Genomic DNA, 23,641 nt, shown 5'->3' with positions numbered 1-23,641 from the left:
CGAGGCTACATCCGGGTCGCGAGATTGCCCATGATCCAGAGCGTGCCGAGCGCCATGATCGCCAAGAGCAATACGGTGAAGAGGATCAGCTGCAGATCCTCGCGTTTCTGACGCGATAGGTCGATATGGAGGAAAAACCGCAGGTGCACGACGATTTGCGCAATAGCGAGGACGGCAATCGTGATTGCCAGCGTCCGCCCATGAAGCAACGCCCAGTGAACCAGGGCGAAAGGGATCAGCGTCAGCGTCAATGCCAGACCAAAGCCTGCCAGGTAAAGCCGTGCCTCGCTGCGATAGTCAGGGTGTTTCATCCCATCAGCCCTCCAAGATAGACGATTGAAAAAATTCCGACCCAGATCAGATCGAGGAAATGCCAGTAGAGTCCAAGCCGCAGAAGACGCGTCTTGACGACCGGGATCAGGCCCAGGGTCGCCAATTGGATCAGCATCACCACGATCCACAAGCAACCTACGGTCACATGCACCCCATGAAGTGGCACAAGCGCCCAGAAGGCCGACCAGAAACCGCTGCGCGATGGTACAGCGCCGACATCGATCATATGGGCGAAGTCGTGCAACTCCATCGCCAGAAAACCCAGACCAAGAAACAGCGTCACAATCAGCCAGGATGCGATTGACCTGCGCCCCGTCTCGTGCCGCATTGCAAGCGTGGCAAAGCCGAATGTCAGACTGCTGGAAAGCAGGATCACAGTCTGTGCGAAAACGCTTCGCAGGTCGAACGCTTCTGCTGGGCCCGGGCCTCCCGCCGTGCCGGTCGGGTTGGCGACAGTAAGGTAAGAGGCGAAGACCAGCCCAAAGATCACCAGATCGCTCATCAGGAAGATCCAGAAACCGAAGAGGATGGTTTCGGCCCCCTCATGTGCAGCCCCGTGCCGCGCCCCTAGATTAAGGCCGGGATGAATATTGTGTTCTGTCATTCCGCAGCCTCGATCCGTGTCGGCCGCTCCAGCGAGGCACGGCCCAGATTACTTTCCTGTGTTTCCTCAAGCCGGTCGACCGCCGAGGCGGCCTTTACTTTGTCGAGCCAAGCGCGATGCTCGGCGGCGATCTTTGCAGCCGGGATGACATGCGTCGTCTCGGTCCGGAAGGTTCGCAGAGTGATGGAAAGCACGATAGCGAGGAAGGACAGCGCGGCCAGCCACCACATCCAGAACACCAGTGCCAGTCCAAACAGTGTCGCGCATACGCAGATAATCATGCCGATGGCTGTATTGTTAGGCATTTCGATGTCTTCGTATTCTTCCGGCTCGGTATAGGCGCGGCTCTTGGCCTTTGCCTCGGCAAAGTCGTCGCGCGCGGCAACCTGCGGCTGCATTGCGAAATTGTACTTCGGCGGCGGCGACGGGATCGACCATTCCAGCGAACGCCCGTCCCACGGATCCCCCAAAGGCACAGTCAGACTGTCGCGGTCACGGATGCTGACCCACAACTGGACCGCCAGAGACGTGAGCGCGGCCAGGATTAGAGCTGCACCGAAGAGCGCCAGCCAAAGGGTGGGCTGAAATGCGGGGTCGCTGAACGTGGCAGATCGGCGCGGCATGCCGTGCAGCCCCAGCCAGTAGAGCGGGAGGAAGGTGAATGAAAAACCGGCGATCCACAAATACGCCGCCGCCCGTCCCCAGCCTTCATTCAAGCGAAAGCCGAAAGCCTTGGGGAACCAGTAGTGATACCCTGCCAACAGCCCGAATAGCACGCCAGGAATGATAACGTTGTGGAAATGCGCCACCAAGAACAGGGTGTTGTGCACCTGATAGCTGATTACCGGGTTCGCCAGCATTACGCCGCTGAGGCCGCCGATGACAAAAAGGTAAAAGAACCCGGTTGCATAGATCATAGGCACAGTCATGCGGACCCTGCCGCGAAAGATCGTTGCCATCCAGTTGTAGACCTTGATCCCCGTAGGCACGGCGATTGCCATCGACGCGATGCCGAAGGCCGCGTTGATATTGGCGCTCTGGCCCATGGTGAAAAAGTGATGGAGCCAAACGCAGAAGCTGAACACTGCGATCGACATGGTCGCATAGACCATCGACATGTAGCCGTAGATCCGTTTGCCAGAGAAGGTCGAGATGACTTCGGAGAAGATTCCGTAAGCTGGGATGACCAGCAGGTAGACTTCGGGATGACCGAACAACCAGAAAAGATTGACGTAATTCATCATGTTGCCGCCGAGGTCGTTGGTAAAGAAGTGGAAGTCGAGATAGCGGTCGGCAGCCAGCATCAAAGCAGCAACCGTCAGCGGCGGCAGCGCGAAGATCATGATGATGGAGGTACAGATCACCGTCCAGCAGAAGATCGGCATCCGTAGGAAGGCCATACCCGGCGCGCGTTCCTTGTACAGCGTGACCGCGAAATTGATCCCCGAGAGCGTGGTTCCGATCCCCGCAAGCACAATCGACCAAATCCAGTAATCCGGCCCCGGGCCGGGCTGAAAATCTGACCCTGTATAGGGCGGGTAATTGGCCCAGCCGCCGGTTGCGAACTTTCCCAGCACCAAGCTGATCATCACCAGCGCGGCACCTGTCGCAGTGAGGCCTAGGCTGATCTGGTTCATTACCGGAAAGGCCATGTCCCGCGCCCCGATCTGAAGCGGCATGACGTAGTTGATCACGCCGGCGATAAAGGGCATCGCGACGAAGAAGATCATGATGGTTCCGTGGGTACTGAATAACTGGGAAAAGTGGTCGGGCGTGAGGAAACCGCCGTGCAGGCCGAATGCCTGTTGGGTCCGCATCAAAACGCCTTCGATGACGCCACGTGCCAGCATGATGAGCGCAAGCGCGCAGTACATGATGCCTATCCGCTTGTGATCGACGCTTGTCAGCCAATCGCGCCAAAGCGGCCCCCAAAGCCGGAACCACGTCAATAGGGACACCGTGACAAGCGCACCCAGAAGCACTGCCGTTGCTGCCCCGGCCGCGACCAATTCGCTTACGGTGGGATCTTGTATCGCTCGCCAGAGAGACAGCGAAGACAAGTCGAGCCGGCCGAAAATTGTATGGATCATTGGTTTGGCTCTCCCGTCGACGCTTGAGGATCATAGCCGACCGCGCCCGGCTGATTGGCAGATGGGACGGGCGTGCCCCGCATGTAGCGATGCAGGACCTTATCGAAGAGGTCATTTTCGGCCGATGAAAAATGCAGGACGCCCTCAGGCAGAGCCTCCGCGCCCAGCTGCTGTTGCGCTGTTGCACCGGTGGTGGCTTGGGCCAGCACGCCATATTGTTTTGCTGTCAGTGGCTGGCCGTCCGATCTGACATCTTCAACCCAGGACTCGAAGGCTGTCGGTGTCATTGCAATTGCCCGGAATTTCTGTTGCGGGAAACCGGTTCCGTTGAACTGCGTGTTCTCGCCCTCGAATTCGCCGGGCTGATCGGCGAGGACGTGCAGCCGCGTATGCATGCCGGGCATGGTGTAGATTTGCCCTGCCAGCGCAGAAATCAGAAATGACTGCATCACCGTGTCGGTCGTCAGGTCAAGCGCAACGGACGTCTTCTCGGGGAAGGCCAGTTCGTTGATCGTGGCGATGCCAAGATCGGGATAGATGAACAGCCATTTCCAGTCGAGCCCCACGACTTCGACCCGAAGCGGTGGGTTATCAGATGCGATGGGCTTCATAGGGTCGAGCTCGTGCGTCGTCCGGTAGAGCTGCACCGAAAGCACTGTTACGATGACAAGTGGCACACCCCACATGAGCACCTCAAGCAGGGGCGACCTGTCCCAGTCCGGTGCATAGCTCGCATCGCGGTTCCGGTATCGGTAACGCCAGAGCAGCACGGGAACGAGCGCAAAGACAGGCACGATTGCAACGAGGGTCCAGCCGAGAATCTGGATGAACTCCGCCCGTTGTGCTGCCGCGATCGGTCCGGCGGGCAGAAGAAATGTGCTCCCCGCCTTGCTGCAAGCCGCCAGAGCGAGACAGCCGATCAGAGGAATGATCCCGAAAATGCGTCGAAATATCATTGCCGTCCATCCTGCTGCTTGGTGCAAAAGTAACGTTCTTGATGAGCTTCGGCCATATGTTCGTTCGATCGTCGCGGATTGCGCGCTGGCGCCGGGACGATGTCATGACCTGGACGGCGGGGAAGATACCAACCGACACCGAAGCCGATGATCAAAGCGATGACATGACCTCCGAAGGCGAGCGACTCTAACGCGACGGCGAATTTTGTCGCGATTAGGCCAAGGAGCACAACGAGCCAGATCGATGCGTTCCGGTGCGCAGCTATCAGAACGCCGATCAACCCGAAGCCGCCCATTGACATGCCGACATCCGTGGTTGTCGCCAGCCCGGTGAAATCGGGAAGAAGGGCGACCGTAGCAAGAAGTATGATTGTCGCGGTCACATCGATCCCGAAGAACAATCCGAGGGCGCACCGGGTGCCCCATAGAAGCTCCGTCGCTCCGATCACGGTGGCGGTGAAGGCAAGCTGACGCAGCAGCATCGGCAGATCGTGTGACAGGAAGATGGCGGTCAGGAGTCGCATCAGATTGCCGTCTTTCATTGCATCTACACCGATACCCCGGGCGGCGAGTACATGTGGATCGATCTGACCCGAAAACGTTCCCGCAGCAGCGTTGGCCACTAGCATCACCATGAGGAATGCAAGCGTGAACCGTACCTTTCGGATCGAGGCAACACCCGTCCGGGGAAAATGCAGATCAAGGCGCGACATGAACAGCGAAGCTTCCCAGCAAAACGAAAAGAGCCATCACAAGCAGGAGCAGGAAGGTGGCCGCCGATCCATCGTCGTCGGGCAGCCGCTCTTCCAGGTCGATCCGCTTGCGCACGTGACGCATGCGTAGCCAGGCGATCATCACTACGGCAGCCCCTGCGCCGAAAAGCAGCCAGGTCGACCAATGCGGTACCGTTCGCTGACCTAGCCGGGCCGCTGCAAGGCCAAAGCCGACAATGGCAACAGCGGTGCGCACCCACGACAGGAAGGTCCGCTCATTAGAAGCATGCAGCTCGAAATTGAAGATCATGGTCACGGTCTCCTATTTCATCAGGCCGCGAAGCCCGCCCGAGACCAGCACATTGACTTCGTAGAGAATTTGCGGCGCGGCCAATCCGCCCGGGCAGGCAAGGTAATTCGGCGACCAGACGGGATCGAATTTTTCCTTGTAGGCCCGCAGACCCTCGAACCGGTAGAAAGGCTCGCCATGTTCGTAGATGAAACCGCCGGTGCGGTTCCAGAGCGGCGCAAGTTCGCGGTTCTCGACACCCGCGAATGGCGCAGCCCCCAGCGATGCCCAGCGGTAGTTCTCTGCCGCGCCCCAAAGCAAAAGCTCTCCGAATAGCGCGTCCATTGCGAAATGTGGCGCGTCTGGCAGGTATCGCATGAGATCAAGCGACAGTTCGTGCCGGTTTGCGCCCCGGAACAAGTTGGCGAAGGCAATGATCTGTCCGTCGGGATTGCGAAGTACGGCAATGTCAAAATTGCTCATGTAATCTTCGGTGAAGGCCCCGAGGGAAAAGCCTTTTTCCTCGCCGGGTTTCTGAGCGAGCCAGGCGTCGGAAATGCGCCGCAGCTGAGGCAGGATCGGCTCTGCATCCGAGGCTGGCACCACTTCGAAAACAAATCCGTCCCTTAGGACGCGATTACGGGCTTGTCGCAGATCCTTGCGCTTCGAGCCGTCGAGGGTGAAGCCGAGCAGATCGACACGCGCGACTTCCCCGATCTTGAGAATGGACAGACCCAAATCAAGATAGGTCGGCAAATAGGCAGGTGAAACCGAATAGAACGCGACCCGCTTTCCAGCGCGGTAGGCCTGTTCGCGCAACGCCCATATCAGGGCCTGTCCTGAATTGGGATTGCCAACCGGATCGCCCTTGGCAATCAGAGATTTTCCTGTATCCGCGTAAGCGATGAAAGCGGTTTCATCCTGTGCCACGAGGAACAGCTTATCTCCGGTCAAGGCGATATTGGCTTCGGTATCTTCGCTTTCCTTCACCAGCCGACGTACAGCATCCGGAATTTTGGTAGGCTTGCTCACCGCGGGGCGGTGGCTGATAAGAGAGTTGACGAAGACCGCCACCAGAACGATCGCGACGACAAGGCTGGCCCGTAGAAAGCGCGAGGCATCGCCATTCCAGCTGAATTGCCACCAAAGGGCGTTCCGGTATTCGACATGATGATAAGCGAAAAGCCCGATCCAGAAGATTGCCCCGGCCATTACGAGGACGCTGAGCATCCACCGTCGGTCCAGCTGAAACAGGGAGATTCCTTCCGCGCGATAGAACGCCGGCCTGAGTAGGCCCAGAGTCACGAGCGTCGCGGCCATGGACATGGCCTCGACCCAGTCGAGACCTTTCCCCAGTGATACGACGAATCCGATCCCGATCAGCGCCATGGCAAAGAGCCACGCCCGGAAGAGCTTGCGGTAGAGCCCCGCCGCGATAACGATCAGAAGAGCGCCAGCAAGGCTTCCTGCCAGGTGAGAAGCTTCGACAACGCCAAGCGGAAAGATGTCACGCAGAATTTCAAGGCGGGTACCCTCGGCCGGCAGGTTGCCTGAGACCAAAAGAATGACACCTGCAAGCATGGCGAGGGCCGCAGAAACTATGGGCACCACCGGCTTCATCGCACGCCAGAGAACGCTTGATGTCGTTTTGAGCCTTCCCCGGTTGGCCAAAGCCGCCGAGATGGCAAGACCCAAGGTTGCTATGGCGAAGGGAAGAACGGTGTAAATCAGGCGATACAGTAGCAACGCTGCCAGAACGTCGGAACGTCCGGTCGCTCCGAAGCCGGCGATGATGGTTGCCTCGAACGCGCCAAGACCGCCGGGCGCATGGCTGAGAATACCAAGACCGATCGCCGCGATAAAGACGGTCGCAAATACAGGAAGGCTTGGCACCAGATCGGCGGGCATCAGCATGTAGAGGGTCAACCCGGCACCGGATACATCCAGTAAACCGGCCAAGGTAAGGCCAACAGCTTGCACGGGTCTTGGCAGATCGACAGTTTTTCCGCCCGATTTCAATCGTCGCTTGCCCAGTGAAAGCCATACCAGATAAACGCCCCAGCAAGTGAGCAGGACTGAGCCAATTGCGGTTTCAAAGGCGGGGGAGAAGTTGATAACGGCGCTCAATCCGGTGGGATGAAGCGCAAGCAACAGACCAAATCCCAGAACCAGAGCGGAAACAAAGCCCGACCAAGCAATCGCGATGATCGCTGTTATCGTAACCAGATCGAGTCCGAATGCCGAATATACCCGATAGCGAACAGCCGTGCCGGTAAGGTAGGACACACCAAGCAAGCCGGAAATCGCGTAGCCCGCGGCACCGGTGACCATCGGCACCAAAGTGGGCAACCTTTTTGGAGCGACCGTCCGCATGCCGAGGAAGTCGTAGGTCGCAATGCCAACAAAGCTCATGACGGTGCAGGCCAAGGCCGCGAGGAGCACCGAAGGGCGAGCCGCAGCGACATCGGCCTTTACGTCCTCCAATCGGATATGGCTGGCCAGCTTGTGCAAAACTACCAAGGCAATTAGACCGACGAGAGCGGGAATTGCGATCTTAAATATTGGATGTTCGATCACGCGCAAAACAGACGACATGAAGGTCTGGGTCTTAATCTCGGCCATCTATGCCTTCCTTGAAAATGTCGATCCAGATTAGTGAAATCACCAAGAGCTTTCCCCAATCCACCGAAAACCAGTGATCGTTGTTTTCAGGCAGCAAGCGTTTCTCCGGTTTGGATTGTGGTTAATCCGGGATTCATTCCCTGCGCGCCTTTGGTCTCGGTGTCCTTGCTGCCACGGCTCAGCATTAGGGAGGTGCTCTGAGATACCTTTAAGAAGGACACTAGGAAATTGAGCAGGATGAGCGTCCGGCGATCAAAGGGGGCGGCGCAAAGCATCCGCGCAATTGGTGTCATTTTACTGCACTTGCCGAGTTCCAAGCATGACGAGCGACAAGCCGGTCGAAAAAAAGTTCAAGCCCATCATCAGGCCCAGCGTCCAACTTGCAGTCCAGGGCCAGCCGAACAGGATCACGACGCCAGCAACAAAGGAGCACAGCCCGCTGAACAAGAGCCAGCCCCAGTTCGGCACATATGCACTGCTGCGCAGCCCGAAGAGAATGGAGAGAATGCCTTCCATCAGGAACGACAGCATCATCAGAACGGTCAACGCGGCTATGCCTGCGAGCGGAAACAGGACGAACGCAACACCGACGAGAAACAAAATGCCAAAGGCCGCAAAGCCATAACGCCACTCTGGCGCTGGTCTTATCGCAAGTGAAAACCAAAGACCGACGGCGCCCCAGATCGTCAGCATCCATGCGACGAGCACCTCTGCCGCGACCGTGGCGAACTGGGGGAGCAGAATGGCCAGCAGGCCAATCACGACAAGAATTGTGCCGACAAGTTTCAGCCGCTTGAAGCTCGTCCGCTTGCCACCTGTACGCATCGGTGACTTCAGATTGGTCATATAGGTCTGCATTTGGGGGCGCTCCTTGGTTTCCCTTCGGTCTGTCGGGAACGAGATGACCCTAAGCTTCCAGCATCGCCCGAAATTCGCGCGAACCTTACTTCTGTGCAAAGGAAGCTGTTTCGCTGGCACAGCCGGACGGATTCCAATTAGATGGCCGCAAGGAGACGGACCTCGATGAAAATTCTGCTGGCTGAAGACGATACCAAAATTGCCGACTATATCGTTTCCGGCCTTGCGGAACACGGTCATTCCGTCGATCACGTTGCCGATGGCCGGGACGCGCTCAGCTACTGTCTCTACAACGACTGCGACATGGCGATCCTTGACCGCATGCTTCCCGGGATGGACGGCCTCTCGGTGCTCAAGGCACTCAGGGCGTCAAAGAAAGCCGTGCCGGTGCTTTTCCTGACCGCCTTGGGGCAAGTCGACGACCGCGTCGAAGGTCTGGCGGCAGGTAGTGATGATTATCTGACCAAACCGTTCCACTTCTCGGAACTTGTCGCCCGGATTGACGCCATCGTCCGCCGCAAGTCCGAGACAAGCGTGGTATCCACCCTTACAGTATACGATTTGGCGCTCGACCTCCTCTCCCGCACCGCGAGGCGCCAAGGTAATTTGATCGAGTTGCACAACAAGGAATTTGCCATCCTCGAAATCCTGATGCGCAATGCCGGGCGGGTCGTGACCCGTACGTTGCTGCTGGAACGTGTCTGGAATTTTAACTTCGAACCCAGCACCACCGTGGTCGAAACACATATGAGCCGATTGCGCGCCAAGATCGACAAACCGTTCGACACGCCGCTGATCCACACGATCCGCAATACCGGGTATTCGATGCATGGACCGCGGTGACGTCCTTTCGGGGGCCGCGTTTTCGGCGGTTTTGCGGTCCGCTTTCGTTTTTATTTTGGTGCTTGTGCTGTTCGGCTGGGTCACGCTGACCTACGTTGAGCGAAGCCTGATCGCTGAACTCGGCGACGATGTGCAGCAACGCTGGAACATCATCGCCACCGACCATGCAAACGAAGGGCAGGACCACGTAGTGCGGACGATCGCGCACGTTTCACGGGGTGCGACGGGCGGACATCACGCAGTTTCATTGTTCGGGGCAGCGGATACTCTGGTCGCCGGGAACATCATGACTCGGCCGGAAGGCGACGGACTGCAGGTTGGGAAGCTCGAGCATGCTGCCGCATCGCCCGAGGATCTCACCAACGACTACGTCTACTTCTCTGGCCCTTTGGAGGACGGCATCCTTGTTGTCGGGCAGCGGCTTGACCTGCTCTACCGCACGCAGATCCTGGTTTTTCGGGCCTTGACGCTGAGCGGGTTCATCGTGGTTCTGACGATGCTGTCGGTCGGATATTATCTGAGCCATAAGAGTCTTCGCCGTTTGAAGGACATTGAAACCGCCCTGTCGAAAACCAGCGAAGGGGACACGGCGGTTCGGATATCTGAAAATGGGGGAACGACGCAGATCGACCGGATCGCACATCAGATGAATCTGCATCTCGATCGCTTGTCTCGACTGATCGCAACGACGCGAAACACGGCCGCCGCCGCCGCGCACGATCTGAAATCACCGCTCGGCCGTGCTTATCTTTCGCTGGGTAAAGCGTTGGAGATGGCGGATCAGGGCGAGGATCCGACCGAGGCGCTCACCGACACGCAGGATGAGCTCGAAAACATGCGCGTCATATTCGATTCATACCTGCAGCTTTCCCATATAGAAGCGGCCGGCGGTGAGCATCTGACCGGCGATGTTGATCTGGAAAATCTGGTGATTGAGCTGGTCGAGACTTTCGCGCTGATCGCGGAGGACGAAGGACAGAGCCTGTCATTCGATGTCGAGCAAGGTCAGCACTACGTGATCAAGGGTAACGTCCAGATGCTTCAGCAGATGTTGGTGAACCTGATACAGAATGCGGTTACCCACGGCCCCATCGGCAATGTCATCTCCGTCACACTGAACCGATCGGACAGTATCATCCGGCTGGCGGTGGCGGATAAAGGTCCCGGCATTCCCGAGGTGCAAAGGGAGAGCGTTTTCGAACCCTTCCTACGGCTTGATCCCAGCCGGTCCAAACCGGGAAGCGGCCTTGGACTGGCGCTCGTCCGCGCGATTGTCGAAAAACACAGTGGAACGGTCATGCTGGTAGACAACCATCCTGGCCTGATCGTCGTGGTAACCCTTCCAAGTCTTGGTAGTTAGCGTTTGCAAAACAAAAATGAGCGATTCGGGCAGCGACAGCTGGGCTGAATTCTGACCTTCCATCCCGGAAGCTGTCGCTATGAGACCGAAGTTAGCTGCTATTTGGCTTCCCGAGGAAACCTGCAAGTAGGCAATGCAAGCGCTTGTCTAATCTCTCATCTCAACAGATGCGCGGCGACAAAGTCGGCGCGATCTACAACGTCCTTAAATGGCAGCTCAGTGATCTCGTACCCGAGTGCAGTATAGGTCTCGTGCAAGATAGTGCAGGTTGCTTCAGCCTCGGCGCGGGTCTGCTTGCGCTCGGCATCTTGTTCGAAAATGGCATCCCAGAACGGCGCAAGAAAGACGCTACGGTTGTAACGTGTTTTCTCGGCCGCTGCGGTGACGTATGGCGGCACGGGAAGCCCGCATAGGGTCAGGTAGCCCATGATGTCGGGAATGCCGCGGTCAAAGATCACAGGACTTGGGAGCGCCTGCGCGGCGCTGTAGGCGTGCAGGTCTTGTTGCAGCATCCGTTCGGCGTAGGCCGTGCGATCCGCCCACGGTAGGGCGATACCACCGATCGCCATCTCCTCGCGAATGATCGCCCGACCAGATTCGGAAATCGTGTGAAAGCCGCGGCGAGCGAGCTCGGTGATCAGGCTGGTCTTGCCCGCACCGGGGCCGCCCGTCACGACGAAGAAATGGTCGCTCATGGGGCATCCTAATGTTTGAAAGGTGGAGGGCAGCGAAGCGATCAACACGCCGAAAGGTGTGGATCAAGGCTGCATGAATTTTGATAAGTAAAACAGCATCATTCTGCGCGGTCGAGGCATATTCTCTGACAACAAAGGCAGAGTTATCTGGTGCTGTAAAAGGGAGGTTTGGTGGAGCCTGGGTCTGTCGAAAATTCGTTTCATCTTGTCTGATATGGTAACCACATGTAGCAAAAAACAAATGTTGCCAACTAGTTACCATATGCTCGATGGGGGGAAGATTCGGTGCCAAAGCTGAGTGCAAGACAGGTGAAGACACAAAACAAATCCTGCAAACGTTCCCAAAAAGCAATCGAAGAAGTGATTAGTCTGGCTAAATAGCGGATTTGTCGTCCGGCTGCGGCCTGAGCATCGCAATGATGTATGCAGCTACGCCATCGTCCTTTGCCGCACGGAGGACGGAAAGGTCTTCCAGACGCCAGCGGCGCGCCCTCTAGACGGAAGGACCCGCCGAGTAGGCTTGGTTGTGAAAAAGCGCTTGCTCTCTGTCCGTCCGTTCCAAGAACTATCACGATTGCATGTTTTTTGCGGCTAAAACGACGGACCCAAAGATAGATCAGTCACCTGCAGAGGGGACGCGTGTCTGCCATATGCTCTCTCTTGGAAAAAGAAGTCAAATTTTTTTGGCTGGTAACGCGAGCCCGTGCTAAAGTAGCGACGGGTGTCCATTAGAGTATTGTTCTTTGAAATCGCCTCAGGTGGACACGTTCTCTGTTCATTTGAATACATACACAAGTTTTGTGACGACCAGCAAAGACAGCATTTATTTTTGAAATTGAGCGATTGGGGCGTGTGGCTCATCGCAAGTGATTTGGGGGGAAGTATGTTCAGATTTTCGTTTGTAATGTGGTCTTTTGGATTTCTCACGGCCACGTCGGTCTGCGCTTCTTCTATCCAGGTTACGCCCGTATCCTTCGACTTTGGCAATGTCGCGGTCGGCGACACGTCGTTGCCTCAGGAAGTGATTTTTACCAACTTAGGTGACGTTCCGGTTTCACCCAATTTCGCTGGCGGCGCGGTGCCGGGGAATAACTTTCCCGGCTCACAAAACTGCGCAGGCGTGACACTCGCGCCCGGCGCGTCGTGCCAATTCACTTATCGATTTACGCCACAGACGTTGGGTAAAGTTTCGGGCTCAACCAGTGCTGCCGTCGATGCTGAGACTTACGGTTTCAATTTCAAAGGCAACGGAATAAGTCCTTTTTTGGCGACGGCGACTTCATTCGACTTCGGGAATGTGTCCGTAGGATCTGAGTCTGCTCCGCAGGTTGTGACGATCACGAATGTCAGCAATGCAAACTTGTCGCCAAATTTTGCGGGGGGCGCTGTCCCGGGGGGTAACTTCCCCGGCTCGCAGAACTGCGCCGGTAAGACGTTCTCGCCGGGCGAATCCTGTCAATTTACATACCGGTTCGCGCCGCAGACAGAAGGCCCGATTATGGGCGCTACTAACTTTGCAATCGACGGCGAGGCGATGTCACTCTCGTTCACTGGAATCGGGGGGACCACGGATGCAGACCCGTTTCTTGTGACAGCGCGGTCCTTCAATTTTGGCGACATGCATGTTGGCGCGACCTCGCCTGCCCAGAGCGTGACGATCACGAATGTCAGCGGCGACGTACAGTCGCCAAATTTCGCAGGGGGCGCGGTTCCGGGCGGTAACTTTCCCGGTTCGCAGAACTGCGCCGGTAAGACTTTCGCGCCGGGCGAGTCCTGCCAGTTCACTTACCAGTTTGCACCGGGAGGCGAGGGATCGGTTTCAGGAACGACCAATTTCGCAATCGACGGCGCTGCCTACTCGCTGAACTTCCAGGGCAACGGGATAGACCCGTTCCTTGTGACGCCGCTCAGCTTTAATTTCGGTGAGACCTTGATCGGCCAGATGTCGGCTCCGCAATTCGTCACCATCACTAACGTCAGCAGTGCTACTCTTTCGCCCAACTTTGCAGGCGGTGCTGTTCCGGGCGGTAATTTCCCTGGTTCTCAGAACTGTGCCGGAAAGACTTTCGCCCCAGGCGAGTCCTGCCAGTTCCAGTATGCCTTTGTGCCGACCATCGAAGGCGTGATTTTTGGAACGACAAATTTTGCGATCAATGGCAAAACACGGACATTGAACTTCACTGGAGGGACGGGGACCGTGCCACCCAACCCCTCGCAAGTACCCCTGCCTGCCTCGATAACGCTGCTTGCCTTAGGACTACTTGGACTTTTCGGCTTTCAGCAAAGTTCGCGTCGACCTTGAAATCGAGCGATTGCAAACCGACCCTTCGAAACAGGCGTTCGGTGCTCACGTAAATCAGGTCGTCTTGATATGAAGAATAGCGAGGTGGTTCAGGACTTCTATTGCAGTGCGTTTAACGGATGCCAAAATACCCTACGGGTCGGGGATATTAATCGTCGGAACACTGCGGCCGAGCATGCCGTAGTTTTGTGGCAACAAAGGCACCAGGCCTCGTTTCACAATCTGCGCCGTATGTTGCCACAAGTTGCTGCCGTGTGCGCTCCGCGCAGGCTTTCGACACAACGCAAGTAGGCATGCGAGACAGAAGAACTTGAATTGCCCCTGCCTTCGAAATGTGATCCCGACCCGGGTACGCTTGGCTTAGCTGTTGGGCCGCACGCGGGCTGCGGTCTTGTTGGCGAAGGCTTCAAGCCGTTCGCGTGCGGCGGGCTGGGTGTTGACGATACCCCCCACGAAGGCCTCGGCATAGGCGGCATCCATGCCGGACATGTTGTTCATGTGGCTGACTGCCGAACAAATCGCAAAGTTCGTCAGGGGCAGGTTCTGCGCGACCTTGTCCGCGAGTTCCATCGCCTTTGCAAAGCTGCCGCCGTCTTCGGTGATGTATTGCGCCAGCCCCAGATCGACGGCCTCTTGCCCTTGATACACGCGGCCGGTCAGAATCATGTCGATCATGCGATACTTGCCGATCATGTCGGACACCCGGATCGTCGCGCCGCCTCCGGTGAAAATGCCGCGCTGGCCCTCTGGCAGGGCGAAATAGGTGCCAGGGTCGATCACGCGCACATGGGCGGCGCTGGCCAGTTCCAGACCGCCGCCGACAACCGCACCCTGCAGCGCGGCAATAATCGGAACACCGCCATATTCCATCTTGTTGAAGGCTTCGTGCCAGCGCAGGCAAACATGCATGAAGTCATCAGGGCTGCGGTCTGCTTTCCAATGTTCGACCAGATCAAGACCGGCGCAGAAGTGATCACCGTCGCCTGCCAGCAAAACGGCCTTTACGCCCGCTATTCGCGCCCCGCTGAAGAAGCGGATCAGTTCCTCGATCGTGACCACATCCAGAGCGTTGCGTTTTTCCGGGCGGTTCAGCGACACGACATAGAGACCGTTGTCGCGCGCGGAAATCGAGAGTCTTTCGTAGGTGTCGGGGTTCACGACGTCATTCATGGGTCGGGTCCTTTCCAGGGATTAATCGGCGAAAGCAGCGTCCAACAGGCTTTGAGAGCCGTGCTGGATGCGTGCTTGCTCGGTGGCACATTCGGGCAGAACGTGCTGGGCATAGAAAAGGGCTGTGGCGATTTTCCGGGTCATGAACGCGGCGTCCTGCCCGGCGTCGCGCGCGGACTGCGCCGCCAGAGTGCCTTGGGCGAGTTTCCATCCCGCCGCCAATGTGCCGGTCAGCATAAGGAAGGGGACAGAGCCCGCGAATGCCGCGTCGATATCCTTGCGGCTATTCTCCAGAAGCCAATCCAGCGCGGCCTCAAGTGCGCCGCGCGCCTGCGCGAGGCTTGTGCCGATCGCCTGCGCCGAGGCATCACCGCCCGCAAGCTGCGCTTCGGTCTCCGCAATGAGTGCTGCGAACCGACGGGCGGTTTCGCCCCCGTCGCGCATCACCTTGCGTCCCAAAAGATCGTTGGCCTGAATGGCCGTTGTACCTTCGTATATCGGCAGAATGCGGGCGTCGCGGTAGTGCTGCGCGGCGCCGGTCTCTTCGATAAAACCCATGCCGCCGTGGATTTGCACGCCCAGCGAGGCGACCTCGACCGCACGTTCGGAGCAAAAGCCCTTGACGAGCGGGACCATGAATTCGGCAAGCGATACCATTTCCGGATCACCTTTGTGATGCGCGACGTCCAGCAGTCCCGCGGTTGCCGCCGCCATCGCCCGTCCGCCCTCTGTCAGGCTGCGCATCCGCAGGAGCATACGGCGGACATCCGGGTGGTCGATAATCGGGACGGCGTCCTTGCTTTGGCCATTCAACGGACGGCTTTGGACCCGGTCGCGTGCATAGGCCAGCGCCCGCTGGTAGGCCCGCTCGGACATCGCAACGCCCTGCACGCCTACCGAAAACCGCGCGGCGTTCATCATGATGAACATGTATTCGAGGCCGCGGTTTTCCTCACCTATCAGGAAACCTGTGGCATCGTCGTAGTTCAGCACGGCGGTCGGACTCGCGCGCACACCCAGCTTATGTTCGATGCTCACACAGTTGACAGAATTCGCACTGCCAAGCGTTCCGTCCGGTTCCACGAGTTTCTGTGGCACGATGAAGAGGCTCAACCCCCTGGGTCCGTCGGGCGCATCCGGTGTGCGCGCCAGCACCAGGTGGATGATGTTCTCGGTCAGGTCATGGGCACCATAGGTGATATAAATCTTGGTACCGGTGACGCCATAAGTGCCGTCTGGGCGCCGCATCGCCTTTGTCGCCACCCGGCCCAGATCGCTGCCCGCCTGCGGTTTGGTCAGGTTCATTGTGCCGGACCAGCGGCCTTCGATCAGAGGCCCAAGATAGGTGGCTTTCTGTTCCTCTGAGCCGGTCAGCAGCAGCGCCTCAATCGCACCGTCGGTAAGCAGCGGGCAGAGACCAAAGCTCATGTCAGCGGCGTTCAACATCTCGACCGCCGCCGCGCCAACGGCACGCGGCAGCCCTGTGCCGCCATACTCGCCCGGATGGGTCAGCGCCTGCCATCCCATTTCTACAAACCGGTTATAGGCCCGCGCGTTGCCCTCGGGCATGGTCACCCGACCCTTGTCAAACCGGGCCGCTACTGTGTCGCCGATCCGGGTCAACGGTGCGACTTCCTCGGCGCAAAACCGGGCATAACCCTGAAGCACAGCATCAATATCCGACAGCGCACAATCCGAATACGCCTCGAGCGCTGAAACCTTTTCCCAGTGAGACAGGTGTTGGATACAGAACATCAGATCCTGCACGGGCGGTTGATAGGACATGACGGATTCTCCGACAGAAACTATGGCTTCTTGCCTCCTACTACTTCCGTAACTTGCCAATAAGTTCATTTTTTGCCAAATTTGTATCCGATCACGACATAAAAACCTTTATGACCAATCATGACCCAATCTCCCTGACGACCGTTTCAGCGGGTTTCATCGAGGACTGGCTCGATGCTCTTCGGTCCCGTTGCACCTCGGTAGAGATGACCTCCCTTTTGGAAAGCTCTGGACTGCAGACCAGTCCGATGGCGTCGACACAGCGCATCACGCTCGAAGAAATCGCCACTCTGTATCAGCAGGCCGCGCCGGCCACCGGCGATGAAATGATGGGGCTCTGGAGCCGCGCGATCCGACCACGCGCGTTGCAGCACCTCCTGACCGTACAGCGTGAGGCGAGCAGCATGCTCTCAGCACTGTTTCGGTTCTCGACGTTCTGGAATCTGCTACTGGATGATTTTCGCCTGGATTTGCGGAGCAGTCCAAAGCAGGTGGAACTGGCATTGATTCCTTACTCCCCGCACACCGAGCCCCAGCGATTTGGTCACATGCTGATCCTCAAATTGGCGCATGGGCTTCTGTCTTGGTTGGGCGGGGTGGAAACGCCGGTGCATGAGGTTCGCTTTGCCTTTTCCCGTCCGGATTTCGCCGCAGATTACGCGGTTGTCTTTCCCTGTCCGGTCGCGTTTGACGCACAGCATACCAGCATATTATTCGATCCAAGCCAATTCGACCGTCCGGTCACTCGCAGACCCACCGAAGCATCCGTCTTCCTGGAACGTGCGCCGCGTGACTGGATTTTCACTGGCTCACGCGCCCATACGAACAGCCTCCGCGTCCGCGCCTTTCTCTACGGAGAGACATGGCAGAGCTGCCAACTTCCGGACGCGGCTCACGCACTGAAAATCACGCCCCGGACGCTAAATCGCCGCTTGAAAGAGGAAGGGACATCCTTTCAATCCATAAAGGACGCTCTGCGCCGTGACATCGCTATCCGAGCGCTTCAGCAAGGAACGGACAGCATCGAACAGATCGCCTTTGACACCGGTTTTTCTGCGCCGTCGAACTTCCACCGAGCGTTTCACAAATGGACCAACCGGACGCCCGGATCATACCGTTTGTAACTTCACGGATGATCTGATCCAGCGCCTCTGCCACTTCTGCAATACGGCGGTCCAAGCGCAGGCTCTGGTGTCATACTAACCAACATTGTCGGGTTGTTTTTTGCCTTCAGGGCGTCGGAATTGGCTGAAAATGCTCATTCCAATCCGCACACGCGGCTAAGGTCCGCTAACCACTGTTTTCTTGAGACTGGAAATATGGTGGAGCCTAGGGGGATCGAACCCCTGACCTCCTGCATGCCATGCAGGCGCTCTCCCAGCTGAGCTAAGGCCCCGATTGTGTGCGCCGCTGAATAGGCGCAAGCTTGGGCGGGTTCAAGCGAAAAATTCCGCCCAAGCGCAGGTTTTCTTCAATCGTCGTCGTCGCTGGCGACGTCCGCGATTTCGTCGAGCGAAACATCATCGTCGTCGTCTTCATCTTCAAGAAGATCGTCGCCGAGGTCCACGTCAACATCATCATCGTCCAGAACGACTTCGTCATCGTTCTCCATCGCTTTTTTCGACTTTGCTGTCGCGGCATCTTCGGCGTCGGCGGCGATCATGCGCGCCTTGGCATTGTCTACTTCGACCACCTCGCCCGTGTACGGGCTGACGATCGGATTCTGGTTCAGGTCGTAAAACCGTTTACCCGTTGTCGGGCAAACGCGCTTTGTACCCCATTCTTCCTTGGGCATTGGCGTCCCCTTGAAATTGCATCTGGTCATATCGACGATTCCGGTCGCTTGCCATATGACGTAGGTACTGTCAAAGCCTTTGAACATATTCGGGGGTCCATCTTGGGCAAACATCATCTGCCGGGCGTTCCGGGCGTGCCAATCGTGATGCGGCGTTCCGCACGGGCAAGGCGGATAACGTTGCGCATATCGCAGCTTGACGGTCGTGTGACCCTGACCCTGCCCAATGGCACGCCGGAATCCGAAGCGCTCGATTTTGCGCGACAAAAGCAGGACTGGATTCTCGGGCATCTAGACCGGCGCGAAGAAGACGTGAGCGTCGGGCCGGGCGTTGCGCTCCCCGTAAACGGAATTTCGCGGGAAATCCTGCACATCAAAGGGCGTCGGATTGTTTTGCAAGATGAGACACTTGGCGTGCCAGAAGGGCCGGTCGGGCCGAGATTGCAGGCTTGGCTGAAAGTTCGGGCGCGCGATCGTCTCGCGGCGGCATGTGACGGGTACGCGACGCGGTTGGGGCGGCCATATGCGCGGCTGGTTCTGCGCGATACACGGTCGCGTTGGGGGTCTTGTACCTCGGAGGGGAATCTCATGTTCTCCTGGCGGCTGGTTCTCGCGCCTGCCGACGTTCTGGATTACGTCGCCGCGCACGAGGTGGCCCACCTTGCAGAAATGAACCACTCTCCGGCTTTCTGGTCCGTGGTGGAAAATCTGTACGGACCCTATGCCGCACCCCGGGCATGGCTGCGGAGCGAGGGGAACAAGCTGCATCGCTATCGCTTCGATTCGGATAGTTGACTTGTGACGCAACTGTGATCACAAACCGGATGACATGATGAACCCGCGTCTGACCGAAGCCTTTCCCGCAGCGCATGAACGCGTTTACCGTGCATTGCGCACACGCATCATGCATGGGGAAATCGCGCCCGGCGCCTCTCTGACCCTGCGGGGTATCGGCCGGGAATACGATGTCTCGATGACGCCCGCGCGTGAAGCCGTTCGCCGACTGGTGGCCGAGGGCGCTCTGTTTCTTTCAAGTTCGGGGCGGGTGTCCACCCCGGAACTTAGCAACGAGCGGATCGAGGAACTCGCCGCGCTGCGGGCCTTGCTCGAAGTCGAGCTGGCCAGCCGGGCCTTGCCAAGGGCGCATATGGCGCTGATCGACCGGCTGCAATCCATCAACCACACGATTGGCGAAGTCGTCGTGAACCGCGATGCGGTCGGGTATATCCGCACAAATCTCGAATTCCATCGCACTCTCTATCTGCGGGCGCAGGCCCCGGCGATGCTGGCCATCGCAGAAACCGTCTGGCTGCAGCTGGGCCCGACCATGCGGGCGCTATACGGTCGTCTGAAACGGACCGACCCCCCACACTACCACAAGCTCATCATCGCGGCGCTCAAGTCCGGTGATGAACCGGGGCTTCGCCTCGCGGTGCGCTCCGATGTGACGCAGGGGTTGCGGCTGCTGACAACATAGACCAATTCGCTGGGCCGGACGAAACTGTTAAGAAATTATTAACAAAGGGCTATCGCGCTAAGGCAACTTGTGGCTAAATCTACCCAAGGTTGATTTGAGCTATTTGGAGGCGCGCAATGAGTTGTCCGGATTTCCTGAAAGTCGTCGCCGTTACATCGCTGCTTTCCATAGGACCTGCCGCGGCGCAGGACGCGCAGGATCTTGCGAAACAGTTGAGCAACCCGGTCGCGGCGCTGATCAGCGTTCCCTACCAGTTCAACTATGACGAAGGGTATGGGCCGAATGGCGACGGCTCTCGCAGCTTTGTCAATTTCCAGCCGGTGATCCCTATTTCCATCGGTGAGAACTGGAATCTGATCTCACGCACGATCATCCCGTTTATCGATCAAAAGGATGTTATTCCCGGCACATCTCAGTCCGGCCTTGGCGACATCACCCAAAGCTTCTTTTTCTCGCCAAAGGCACCGACTGCCGGTGGGTTGATCTGGGGGGTTGGTCCTGCTTTCCTGCTGCCGACAGGGGGTGACAACCTCAGCGCGGATGAGTTCGCGGCCGGTATCACAGGCGTCGTGTTGAAACAGGCGGGCCCGTGGACAATAGGGGCCTTGGCTAACCATCTCTGGGACGTCGATGGCGATACCGAGATCGATTCGACCTTTTTCCAGCCTTTCCTGAGCTATTCCACGCCAAACGCCTGGACCTTTACCGTGAACTCCGAGGCCACGTACGACTGGACGACGGATGACAGCGGTGTGCCTATCAACTTCACGGTCACCAAGGTAACCAAAATCGGATCGAACCTTGTCAGCATCGGCGGCGGGGTCCGCTATTGGGCGGATACGACCGCGAACGGGCCGGATGACTGGGGCGCGCGGATTATCGTGAGCTTCCTTTTCCCGAGATAGGTCAACACTTTCCCCGACTCTATTGCAATTGCACCTCTCGGCGTCGCGATTTAGGGTCGCGCCGGAATATCCGCCTTCATTTCGGGGGCAAAGCGACTTTGGGAGGAAGACTCATGACGAATTTCACTCGGCGCGGTGCGCTTGGATTGATGGGCGGTGCCGCGACGCTGCCGATGCTTGGGACGCCTGCACTGGCCAATACGAAGATGACCGTGGGTGCGCTGCGCTTTACCAGCCACGCCGCCAGCTTCGTCGCCTTTGAGCGCGGGTATTTTAGCGAAGAAGGTCTGGATGTCGATTTCCGCTTTTTCCAGGCAGCGCAGCCGATGGCTGTGGCGATTGCTTCGGGTGATGCGGATTTCGGTGTGACCTCGATCACCGGCGGCTTGATCAGCCTTGCCGAAAAAGGCGCGGCCAAGGTGATCGGCGGTGCGCTCAGCGAAGAGCAGGGGATCGACGGCCAGATGATCCTTGCCTCGAACGCTTCTTACGATGCTGGTTTGACCGCGCCGGACAAGCTGGATGGCAAGAGCTTTGCCGTAACGCAGGCGGGGTCGTCCTTCCATTACATGGGCGCCAAGATTGCCCAGGCCGAAAACGCCGAAATGTCCTTTAAGCCGCTGCAAAAGGTCGGTGCCATTATCGGCGCGATGAAATCGGGACAGGTCGATGCCTGGACCATCGTGCCACATATCGGCAAGGCGCTTGTTGGTGGCGGCGCTGTCAAGCATATCGGCATGGTCGCGGATTACCTGCCCAATTATCAGGTGACGACGGTATTCACCTCGGCAGAGAATGCTGAGAACGAACGCGCCAAGACCGAAGCATTCCTGCGTGCGTTCTCGAAGGGGGCGGCGGATTTCAATGCCGCGCTGGTGGACAAAACCACCGACGAGGCGGGCATGGAAGACATGGTGAAGCTGATTCACAAATATGTTTACGCGGACGATCCCTACGAAAAGGCCAGCAAGTCGATCATCAACGGCGCGATGCGGATCAACGCGAATGCGGCACTGAATATGGGGTCGGTCACGGATCAGGTGGACTGGTTCAAGTCGGAAGGTCTGATCAAGGACAGCATTTCCACCGAGACGCTCGTCGATTCCAGCTATGTGGAAATGATCTAGGGCTTGACCGGGCGGGCCATTTGTGGCCTGCCCCATCCTGCCATGAAACTAGCTCTCGAACAGATTACGCATCACTATGCCGGCATGCCGGTATTACAGGATATATCGCTTTCCATTCCGGCCGGAGAGATACTCTGCATCATCGGCCCTTCGGGCTGCGGCAAGTCTACGCTGCTGCGCCTGATCGGCGGTTTAGAGCGGCCCGATGCCGGTCAGGTCCTTCAGGTGGGAGACTCGCCAGAAGGCTGTCTGAACCCGCTCACCTATGTGTTTCAGGATTTCGCGCTCCTGCCTTGGCGCAGTGTCGGTGGCAATATCTCTCTCGTGTTGGAAGATCACGGCATTCGCGGCCGTGAGGCGGACGAGATCATCGAAGATGTACTGGCACGTACCAAGCTGAGTGATTTTCGCAAGGCGCTGCCAAGGCAGCTTTCCGGCGGCATGAAGCAGCGGGTGGCCATTGCGCGCGCGCTTGCGGTGAAACCGGCGGTCATGCTGCTTGACGAACCGCTCTCGGCGCTGGACGCTCAGACGCGCGAGTTGCTGATGGACGATCTGCTCGCCCTCTGGACGCGGCAGCCGTTTTCCGGGGTTTATGTGACGCACAACCTCGCCGAAGCTGTGCGGCTTGGGCATCGGATTGCCGTATTGTCGCGCCGTCCCGGCAAGGTCCGCGAAATCATCGAAATCGATCTGCCGCTGGAAGAGCGCCATCACGGTCATGCCGGGCTTGACGAGGTGCAGGCGCATCTCTGGTCGCTGATGAAGCAGGAAGCAATGGCGGCTGATCAGGAGTTGCTGGATGTCTGATGCGACACTGGCCCAATCGGGGCAGGTTCCCACGCGCAAGGTGCCATTCCGGGGGGGTGGTTTTCGCCCCGTCGCCAAGCGTGGTATCGGTTTCGTGGTGTTCGTTGCCCTGCTGCTTGTCGTCGAATGGGGCACGCGGGCCGGGTGGATCGGCAATCTGACCCTGCCGCGCCCGTCAGATGTGGGACAGACGCTGTGGGCTCTGGCCGAGAGCGGCCAGCTCTGGGTGCATATGCAGCCTTCGCTGACCCGGCTTGTCGTCGGTAGTCTTCTGGGTGTCAGTCTTGGTGTGGCGGTCGGCGTGCTGATCGGATTGTTCAGCTACGCGCGTGCCGGGCTGGTGCCGCTTGTCGCGGCCCTGTTTCCGATTCCGAAGATCGCGCTGCTGCCGCTATTCGTGATCTGGTTCGGTATCGACGAGGCGAGCAAATACGCCCTGATCGCGCTCGGGACGTTCACGCCGACTGTGGTCTCGACCTACGGGGCGGTGGATAACGTCGACCGGACTCTGATCCGGATGGGTCAGAGTTTTGGGCTTAGCTGGTGGAGCATTGTGCGGAAGATCGTCGTACCCGGTGCGCTTCCCGGAATCCTGTCAGGGCTGCGGGTGTCGCTGGCCATCGGGATCATCTTGCTGGTCGCGGCAGAGATGCTTGGCGCGGAATATGGTATCGGCGCATATATCCTTCAGGCCGGATCGCTTTACGATCTGGAAAAGCTTTTTGCCGGGGTGGTCATTCTCTCTGCGCTTGGTGTTCTCACGAGTTCCGGCATTGGGCTGATCGAAAAACGCCTGCTGCGCTGGCGCGCCTGACCGGCTGACGCGCTGGATGCGACCGAGGGAGGGGCTCTGCCCCATCCGCGCAGGCGCGGATTCCCCGGGATATTTTTGACCCAAAGAAGCGGG

General features: G+C 58.1%; 23 protein-coding genes and 1 tRNA gene. 10 read left to right on the top strand and 14 right to left on the bottom strand.

Going from position 1 to position 23,641, the window contains the following annotated elements:
- Window positions 1–5: 5 nt before the first annotated feature.
- From cyoD to ACU0FH_RS17300, 9 genes are all read right to left on the bottom strand, one after another.
- Window positions 6–311: a cytochrome o ubiquinol oxidase subunit IV gene (cyoD, locus tag ACU0FH_RS17340; protein WP_446195924.1), complete on the bottom strand. Its 306-nt coding sequence runs from the start codon at window positions 309–311 to the stop codon at window positions 6–8.
- Window positions 308–937 (bottom strand): cytochrome c oxidase subunit 3, encoded by a 630-nt coding sequence (locus tag ACU0FH_RS17335; protein ID WP_446195923.1) that lies wholly within the window; start codon window positions 935–937, stop codon window positions 308–310. The genes cyoD and ACU0FH_RS17335 overlap by 4 nt, the downstream gene beginning before the upstream one ends.
- Window positions 934–3,027: a cbb3-type cytochrome c oxidase subunit I gene (locus ACU0FH_RS17330; protein WP_446195922.1), complete on the bottom strand. Its 2,094-nt coding sequence runs from the start codon at window positions 3,025–3,027 to the stop codon at window positions 934–936. The genes ACU0FH_RS17335 and ACU0FH_RS17330 overlap by 4 nt, the downstream gene beginning before the upstream one ends.
- Entirely contained in the window at window positions 3,024–3,983 is a 960-nt protein-coding gene (locus ACU0FH_RS17325; RefSeq protein ID WP_446195921.1) for a cytochrome ubiquinol oxidase subunit II, read from the bottom strand. The genes ACU0FH_RS17330 and ACU0FH_RS17325 overlap by 4 nt, the downstream gene beginning before the upstream one ends.
- Window positions 3,980–4,696, bottom strand: coding sequence for a hypothetical protein (locus tag ACU0FH_RS17320; protein ID WP_446195919.1), 717 nt, complete (start codon window positions 4,694–4,696; stop codon window positions 3,980–3,982). The genes ACU0FH_RS17325 and ACU0FH_RS17320 overlap by 4 nt, the downstream gene beginning before the upstream one ends.
- Window positions 4,683–5,006, bottom strand: a complete 324-nt coding sequence (locus ACU0FH_RS17315) for a YidH family protein (RefSeq protein WP_446195918.1) — start codon at window positions 5,004–5,006, stop codon at window positions 4,683–4,685. Before ACU0FH_RS17315 ends, ACU0FH_RS17320 begins: the two co-directional genes overlap by 14 nt.
- Window positions 5,007–5,018: 12 nt before the next feature.
- Entirely contained in the window at window positions 5,019–7,607 is a 2,589-nt protein-coding gene (gene mprF / locus ACU0FH_RS17310; RefSeq protein ID WP_446195917.1) for a bifunctional lysylphosphatidylglycerol flippase/synthetase MprF, read from the bottom strand.
- Window positions 7,608–7,693: 86 nt separating this feature from the next.
- On the bottom strand, window positions 7,694–7,900 hold the full coding sequence (locus tag ACU0FH_RS17305) for a hypothetical protein (RefSeq protein ID WP_446195916.1): 207 nt from the start codon (window positions 7,898–7,900) through the stop codon (window positions 7,694–7,696).
- A 1-nt stretch (window position 7,901) separates the two neighbouring features.
- Window positions 7,902–8,465, bottom strand: a complete 564-nt coding sequence (locus ACU0FH_RS17300) for an HdeD family acid-resistance protein (protein ID WP_446195915.1) — start codon at window positions 8,463–8,465, stop codon at window positions 7,902–7,904.
- Window positions 8,466–8,630: 165 nt separating this feature from the next.
- On the opposite strand from ACU0FH_RS17300, the gene ACU0FH_RS17295 reads away from it, so the two are divergent.
- Together ACU0FH_RS17295 and ACU0FH_RS17290 are read left to right on the top strand one after the other, a co-directional pair.
- The gene (locus tag ACU0FH_RS17295; protein ID WP_446195913.1) at window positions 8,631–9,308 is read left to right on the top strand and encodes a response regulator; all 678 of its coding nucleotides are present in this window, start codon (window positions 8,631–8,633) and stop codon (window positions 9,306–9,308) included.
- Window positions 9,309–9,372: 64 nt separating this feature from the next.
- Complete coding sequence (locus ACU0FH_RS17290) at window positions 9,373–10,668, top strand: sensor histidine kinase (protein ID WP_446195912.1); 1,296 nt, start codon at window positions 9,373–9,375, stop codon at window positions 10,666–10,668.
- 155 nt (window positions 10,669–10,823) lie between these two features.
- Here the strand turns inward: ACU0FH_RS17290 and ACU0FH_RS17285 are convergent, their stop codons facing one another.
- A complete protein-coding gene (locus ACU0FH_RS17285; RefSeq protein WP_446195911.1) occupies window positions 10,824–11,363 on the bottom strand; it encodes an AAA family ATPase in 540 nt (179 codons plus the stop codon).
- A gap of 721 nt (window positions 11,364–12,084) precedes the next feature.
- On the opposite strand from ACU0FH_RS17285, the gene ACU0FH_RS17280 reads away from it, so the two are divergent.
- Window positions 12,085–13,665, top strand: a complete 1,581-nt coding sequence (locus ACU0FH_RS17280) for a choice-of-anchor D domain-containing protein (protein ID WP_446195909.1) — start codon at window positions 12,085–12,087, stop codon at window positions 13,663–13,665.
- A 360-nt stretch (window positions 13,666–14,025) separates the two neighbouring features.
- On the opposite strand, the gene dmdD is transcribed toward ACU0FH_RS17280, so the two are convergent.
- A complete protein-coding gene (gene dmdD / locus ACU0FH_RS17275; RefSeq protein ID WP_446195908.1) occupies window positions 14,026–14,835 on the bottom strand; it encodes a methylthioacryloyl-CoA hydratase in 810 nt (269 codons plus the stop codon).
- A gap of 21 nt (window positions 14,836–14,856) precedes the next feature.
- Window positions 14,857–16,620 (bottom strand): acyl-CoA dehydrogenase, encoded by a 1,764-nt coding sequence (locus ACU0FH_RS17270; RefSeq protein ID WP_446195907.1) that lies wholly within the window; start codon window positions 16,618–16,620, stop codon window positions 14,857–14,859.
- 53 nt (window positions 16,621–16,673) lie between these two features.
- Here ACU0FH_RS17270 and ACU0FH_RS17265 point away from each other — a divergent pair, with 53 nt between their 5' ends.
- Complete coding sequence (locus ACU0FH_RS17265; RefSeq protein WP_446195906.1) at window positions 16,674–17,744, top strand: AraC family transcriptional regulator ligand-binding domain-containing protein; 1,071 nt, start codon at window positions 16,674–16,676, stop codon at window positions 17,742–17,744.
- A 196-nt stretch (window positions 17,745–17,940) separates the two neighbouring features.
- On the opposite strand, the gene ACU0FH_RS17260 is transcribed toward ACU0FH_RS17265, so the two are convergent.
- A tRNA-Ala gene (locus ACU0FH_RS17260) sits at window positions 17,941–18,016 on the bottom strand.
- 75 nt (window positions 18,017–18,091) lie between these two features.
- Window positions 18,092–18,415, bottom strand: coding sequence for a TIGR02300 family protein (locus tag ACU0FH_RS17255; protein ID WP_238372351.1), 324 nt, complete (start codon window positions 18,413–18,415; stop codon window positions 18,092–18,094).
- Window positions 18,416–18,517: 102 nt separating this feature from the next.
- Between ACU0FH_RS17255 and ACU0FH_RS17250 the strand changes: the two genes are divergently transcribed.
- The 6 genes from ACU0FH_RS17250 to ACU0FH_RS17225 all read left to right on the top strand — a co-directional run bounded on the left by ACU0FH_RS17250 (window position 18,518) and on the right by ACU0FH_RS17225 (window position 23,548).
- Window positions 18,518–19,210 (top strand): M48 family metallopeptidase, encoded by a 693-nt coding sequence (locus ACU0FH_RS17250; protein WP_446195905.1) that lies wholly within the window; start codon window positions 18,518–18,520, stop codon window positions 19,208–19,210.
- 37 nt (window positions 19,211–19,247) lie between these two features.
- Window positions 19,248–19,892, top strand: coding sequence for a GntR family transcriptional regulator (locus ACU0FH_RS17245; RefSeq protein WP_088632410.1), 645 nt, complete (start codon window positions 19,248–19,250; stop codon window positions 19,890–19,892).
- A gap of 116 nt (window positions 19,893–20,008) precedes the next feature.
- The gene (locus tag ACU0FH_RS17240; protein WP_446195904.1) at window positions 20,009–20,797 is read left to right on the top strand and encodes a transporter; all 789 of its coding nucleotides are present in this window, start codon (window positions 20,009–20,011) and stop codon (window positions 20,795–20,797) included.
- Between the two features lie 113 nt (window positions 20,798–20,910).
- Entirely contained in the window at window positions 20,911–21,924 is a 1,014-nt protein-coding gene (locus ACU0FH_RS17235; RefSeq protein WP_446195902.1) for an ABC transporter substrate-binding protein, read from the top strand.
- Between the two features lie 42 nt (window positions 21,925–21,966).
- Complete coding sequence (locus ACU0FH_RS17230; protein ID WP_446195901.1) at window positions 21,967–22,734, top strand: ABC transporter ATP-binding protein; 768 nt, start codon at window positions 21,967–21,969, stop codon at window positions 22,732–22,734.
- Complete coding sequence (locus tag ACU0FH_RS17225) at window positions 22,727–23,548, top strand: ABC transporter permease (protein ID WP_446195900.1); 822 nt, start codon at window positions 22,727–22,729, stop codon at window positions 23,546–23,548. The genes ACU0FH_RS17230 and ACU0FH_RS17225 overlap by 8 nt, the downstream gene beginning before the upstream one ends.
- Window positions 23,549–23,641: the final 93 nt, after the last annotated feature.

It is taken from the genome of Heliomarina sp. (genome assembly GCF_052826185.1).
Note: the sequence above shows the minus strand (reverse complement) of the source record. Positions and strands in the feature narration are given on the sequence as shown.

What these genes read in the sequence shown, in the direction of transcription:
- ACU0FH_RS17330 (WP_446195922.1), bottom strand. Translation starts at nt 3,027, where the DNA reads ATGATCCATACAATTTTCGGCCGGCTCGACTTGTCTTCGCTGTCTCTC.
- ACU0FH_RS17300 (WP_446195915.1), bottom strand. Translation starts at nt 8,465, where the DNA reads ATGCAGACCTATATGACCAATCTGAAGTCACCGATGCGTACAGGTGGC.
- ACU0FH_RS17230 (WP_446195901.1), top strand. Translation starts at nt 21,967, where the DNA reads ATGAAACTAGCTCTCGAACAGATTACGCATCACTATGCCGGCATGCCG.
- ACU0FH_RS17285 (WP_446195911.1), bottom strand. Translation starts at nt 11,363, where the DNA reads ATGAGCGACCATTTCTTCGTCGTGACGGGCGGCCCCGGTGCGGGCAAG.
- ACU0FH_RS17315 (WP_446195918.1), bottom strand. Translation starts at nt 5,006, where the DNA reads ATGATCTTCAATTTCGAGCTGCATGCTTCTAATGAGCGGACCTTCCTG.
- ACU0FH_RS17270 (WP_446195907.1), bottom strand. Translation starts at nt 16,620, where the DNA reads ATGTCCTATCAACCGCCCGTGCAGGATCTGATGTTCTGTATCCAACAC.
- cyoD (WP_446195924.1), bottom strand. Translation starts at nt 311, where the DNA reads ATGAAACACCCTGACTATCGCAGCGAGGCACGGCTTTACCTGGCAGGC.
- ACU0FH_RS17295 (WP_446195913.1), top strand. Translation starts at nt 8,631, where the DNA reads ATGAAAATTCTGCTGGCTGAAGACGATACCAAAATTGCCGACTATATC.
- ACU0FH_RS17320 (WP_446195919.1), bottom strand. Translation starts at nt 4,696, where the DNA reads ATGTCGCGCCTTGATCTGCATTTTCCCCGGACGGGTGTTGCCTCGATC.
- ACU0FH_RS17245 (WP_088632410.1), top strand. Translation starts at nt 19,248, where the DNA reads ATGAACCCGCGTCTGACCGAAGCCTTTCCCGCAGCGCATGAACGCGTT.
- mprF (WP_446195917.1), bottom strand. Translation starts at nt 7,607, where the DNA reads ATGGCCGAGATTAAGACCCAGACCTTCATGTCGTCTGTTTTGCGCGTG.
- ACU0FH_RS17335 (WP_446195923.1), bottom strand. Translation starts at nt 937, where the DNA reads ATGACAGAACACAATATTCATCCCGGCCTTAATCTAGGGGCGCGGCAC.
- ACU0FH_RS17255 (WP_238372351.1), bottom strand. Translation starts at nt 18,415, where the DNA reads ATGCCCAAGGAAGAATGGGGTACAAAGCGCGTTTGCCCGACAACGGGT.
- ACU0FH_RS17240 (WP_446195904.1), top strand. Translation starts at nt 20,009, where the DNA reads ATGAGTTGTCCGGATTTCCTGAAAGTCGTCGCCGTTACATCGCTGCTT.
- ACU0FH_RS17325 (WP_446195921.1), bottom strand. Translation starts at nt 3,983, where the DNA reads ATGATATTTCGACGCATTTTCGGGATCATTCCTCTGATCGGCTGTCTC.
- ACU0FH_RS17225 (WP_446195900.1), top strand. Translation starts at nt 22,727, where the DNA reads ATGTCTGATGCGACACTGGCCCAATCGGGGCAGGTTCCCACGCGCAAG.
- ACU0FH_RS17305 (WP_446195916.1), bottom strand. Translation starts at nt 7,900, where the DNA reads ATGACACCAATTGCGCGGATGCTTTGCGCCGCCCCCTTTGATCGCCGG.
- dmdD (WP_446195908.1), bottom strand. Translation starts at nt 14,835, where the DNA reads ATGAATGACGTCGTGAACCCCGACACCTACGAAAGACTCTCGATTTCC.
- ACU0FH_RS17235 (WP_446195902.1), top strand. Translation starts at nt 20,911, where the DNA reads ATGACGAATTTCACTCGGCGCGGTGCGCTTGGATTGATGGGCGGTGCC.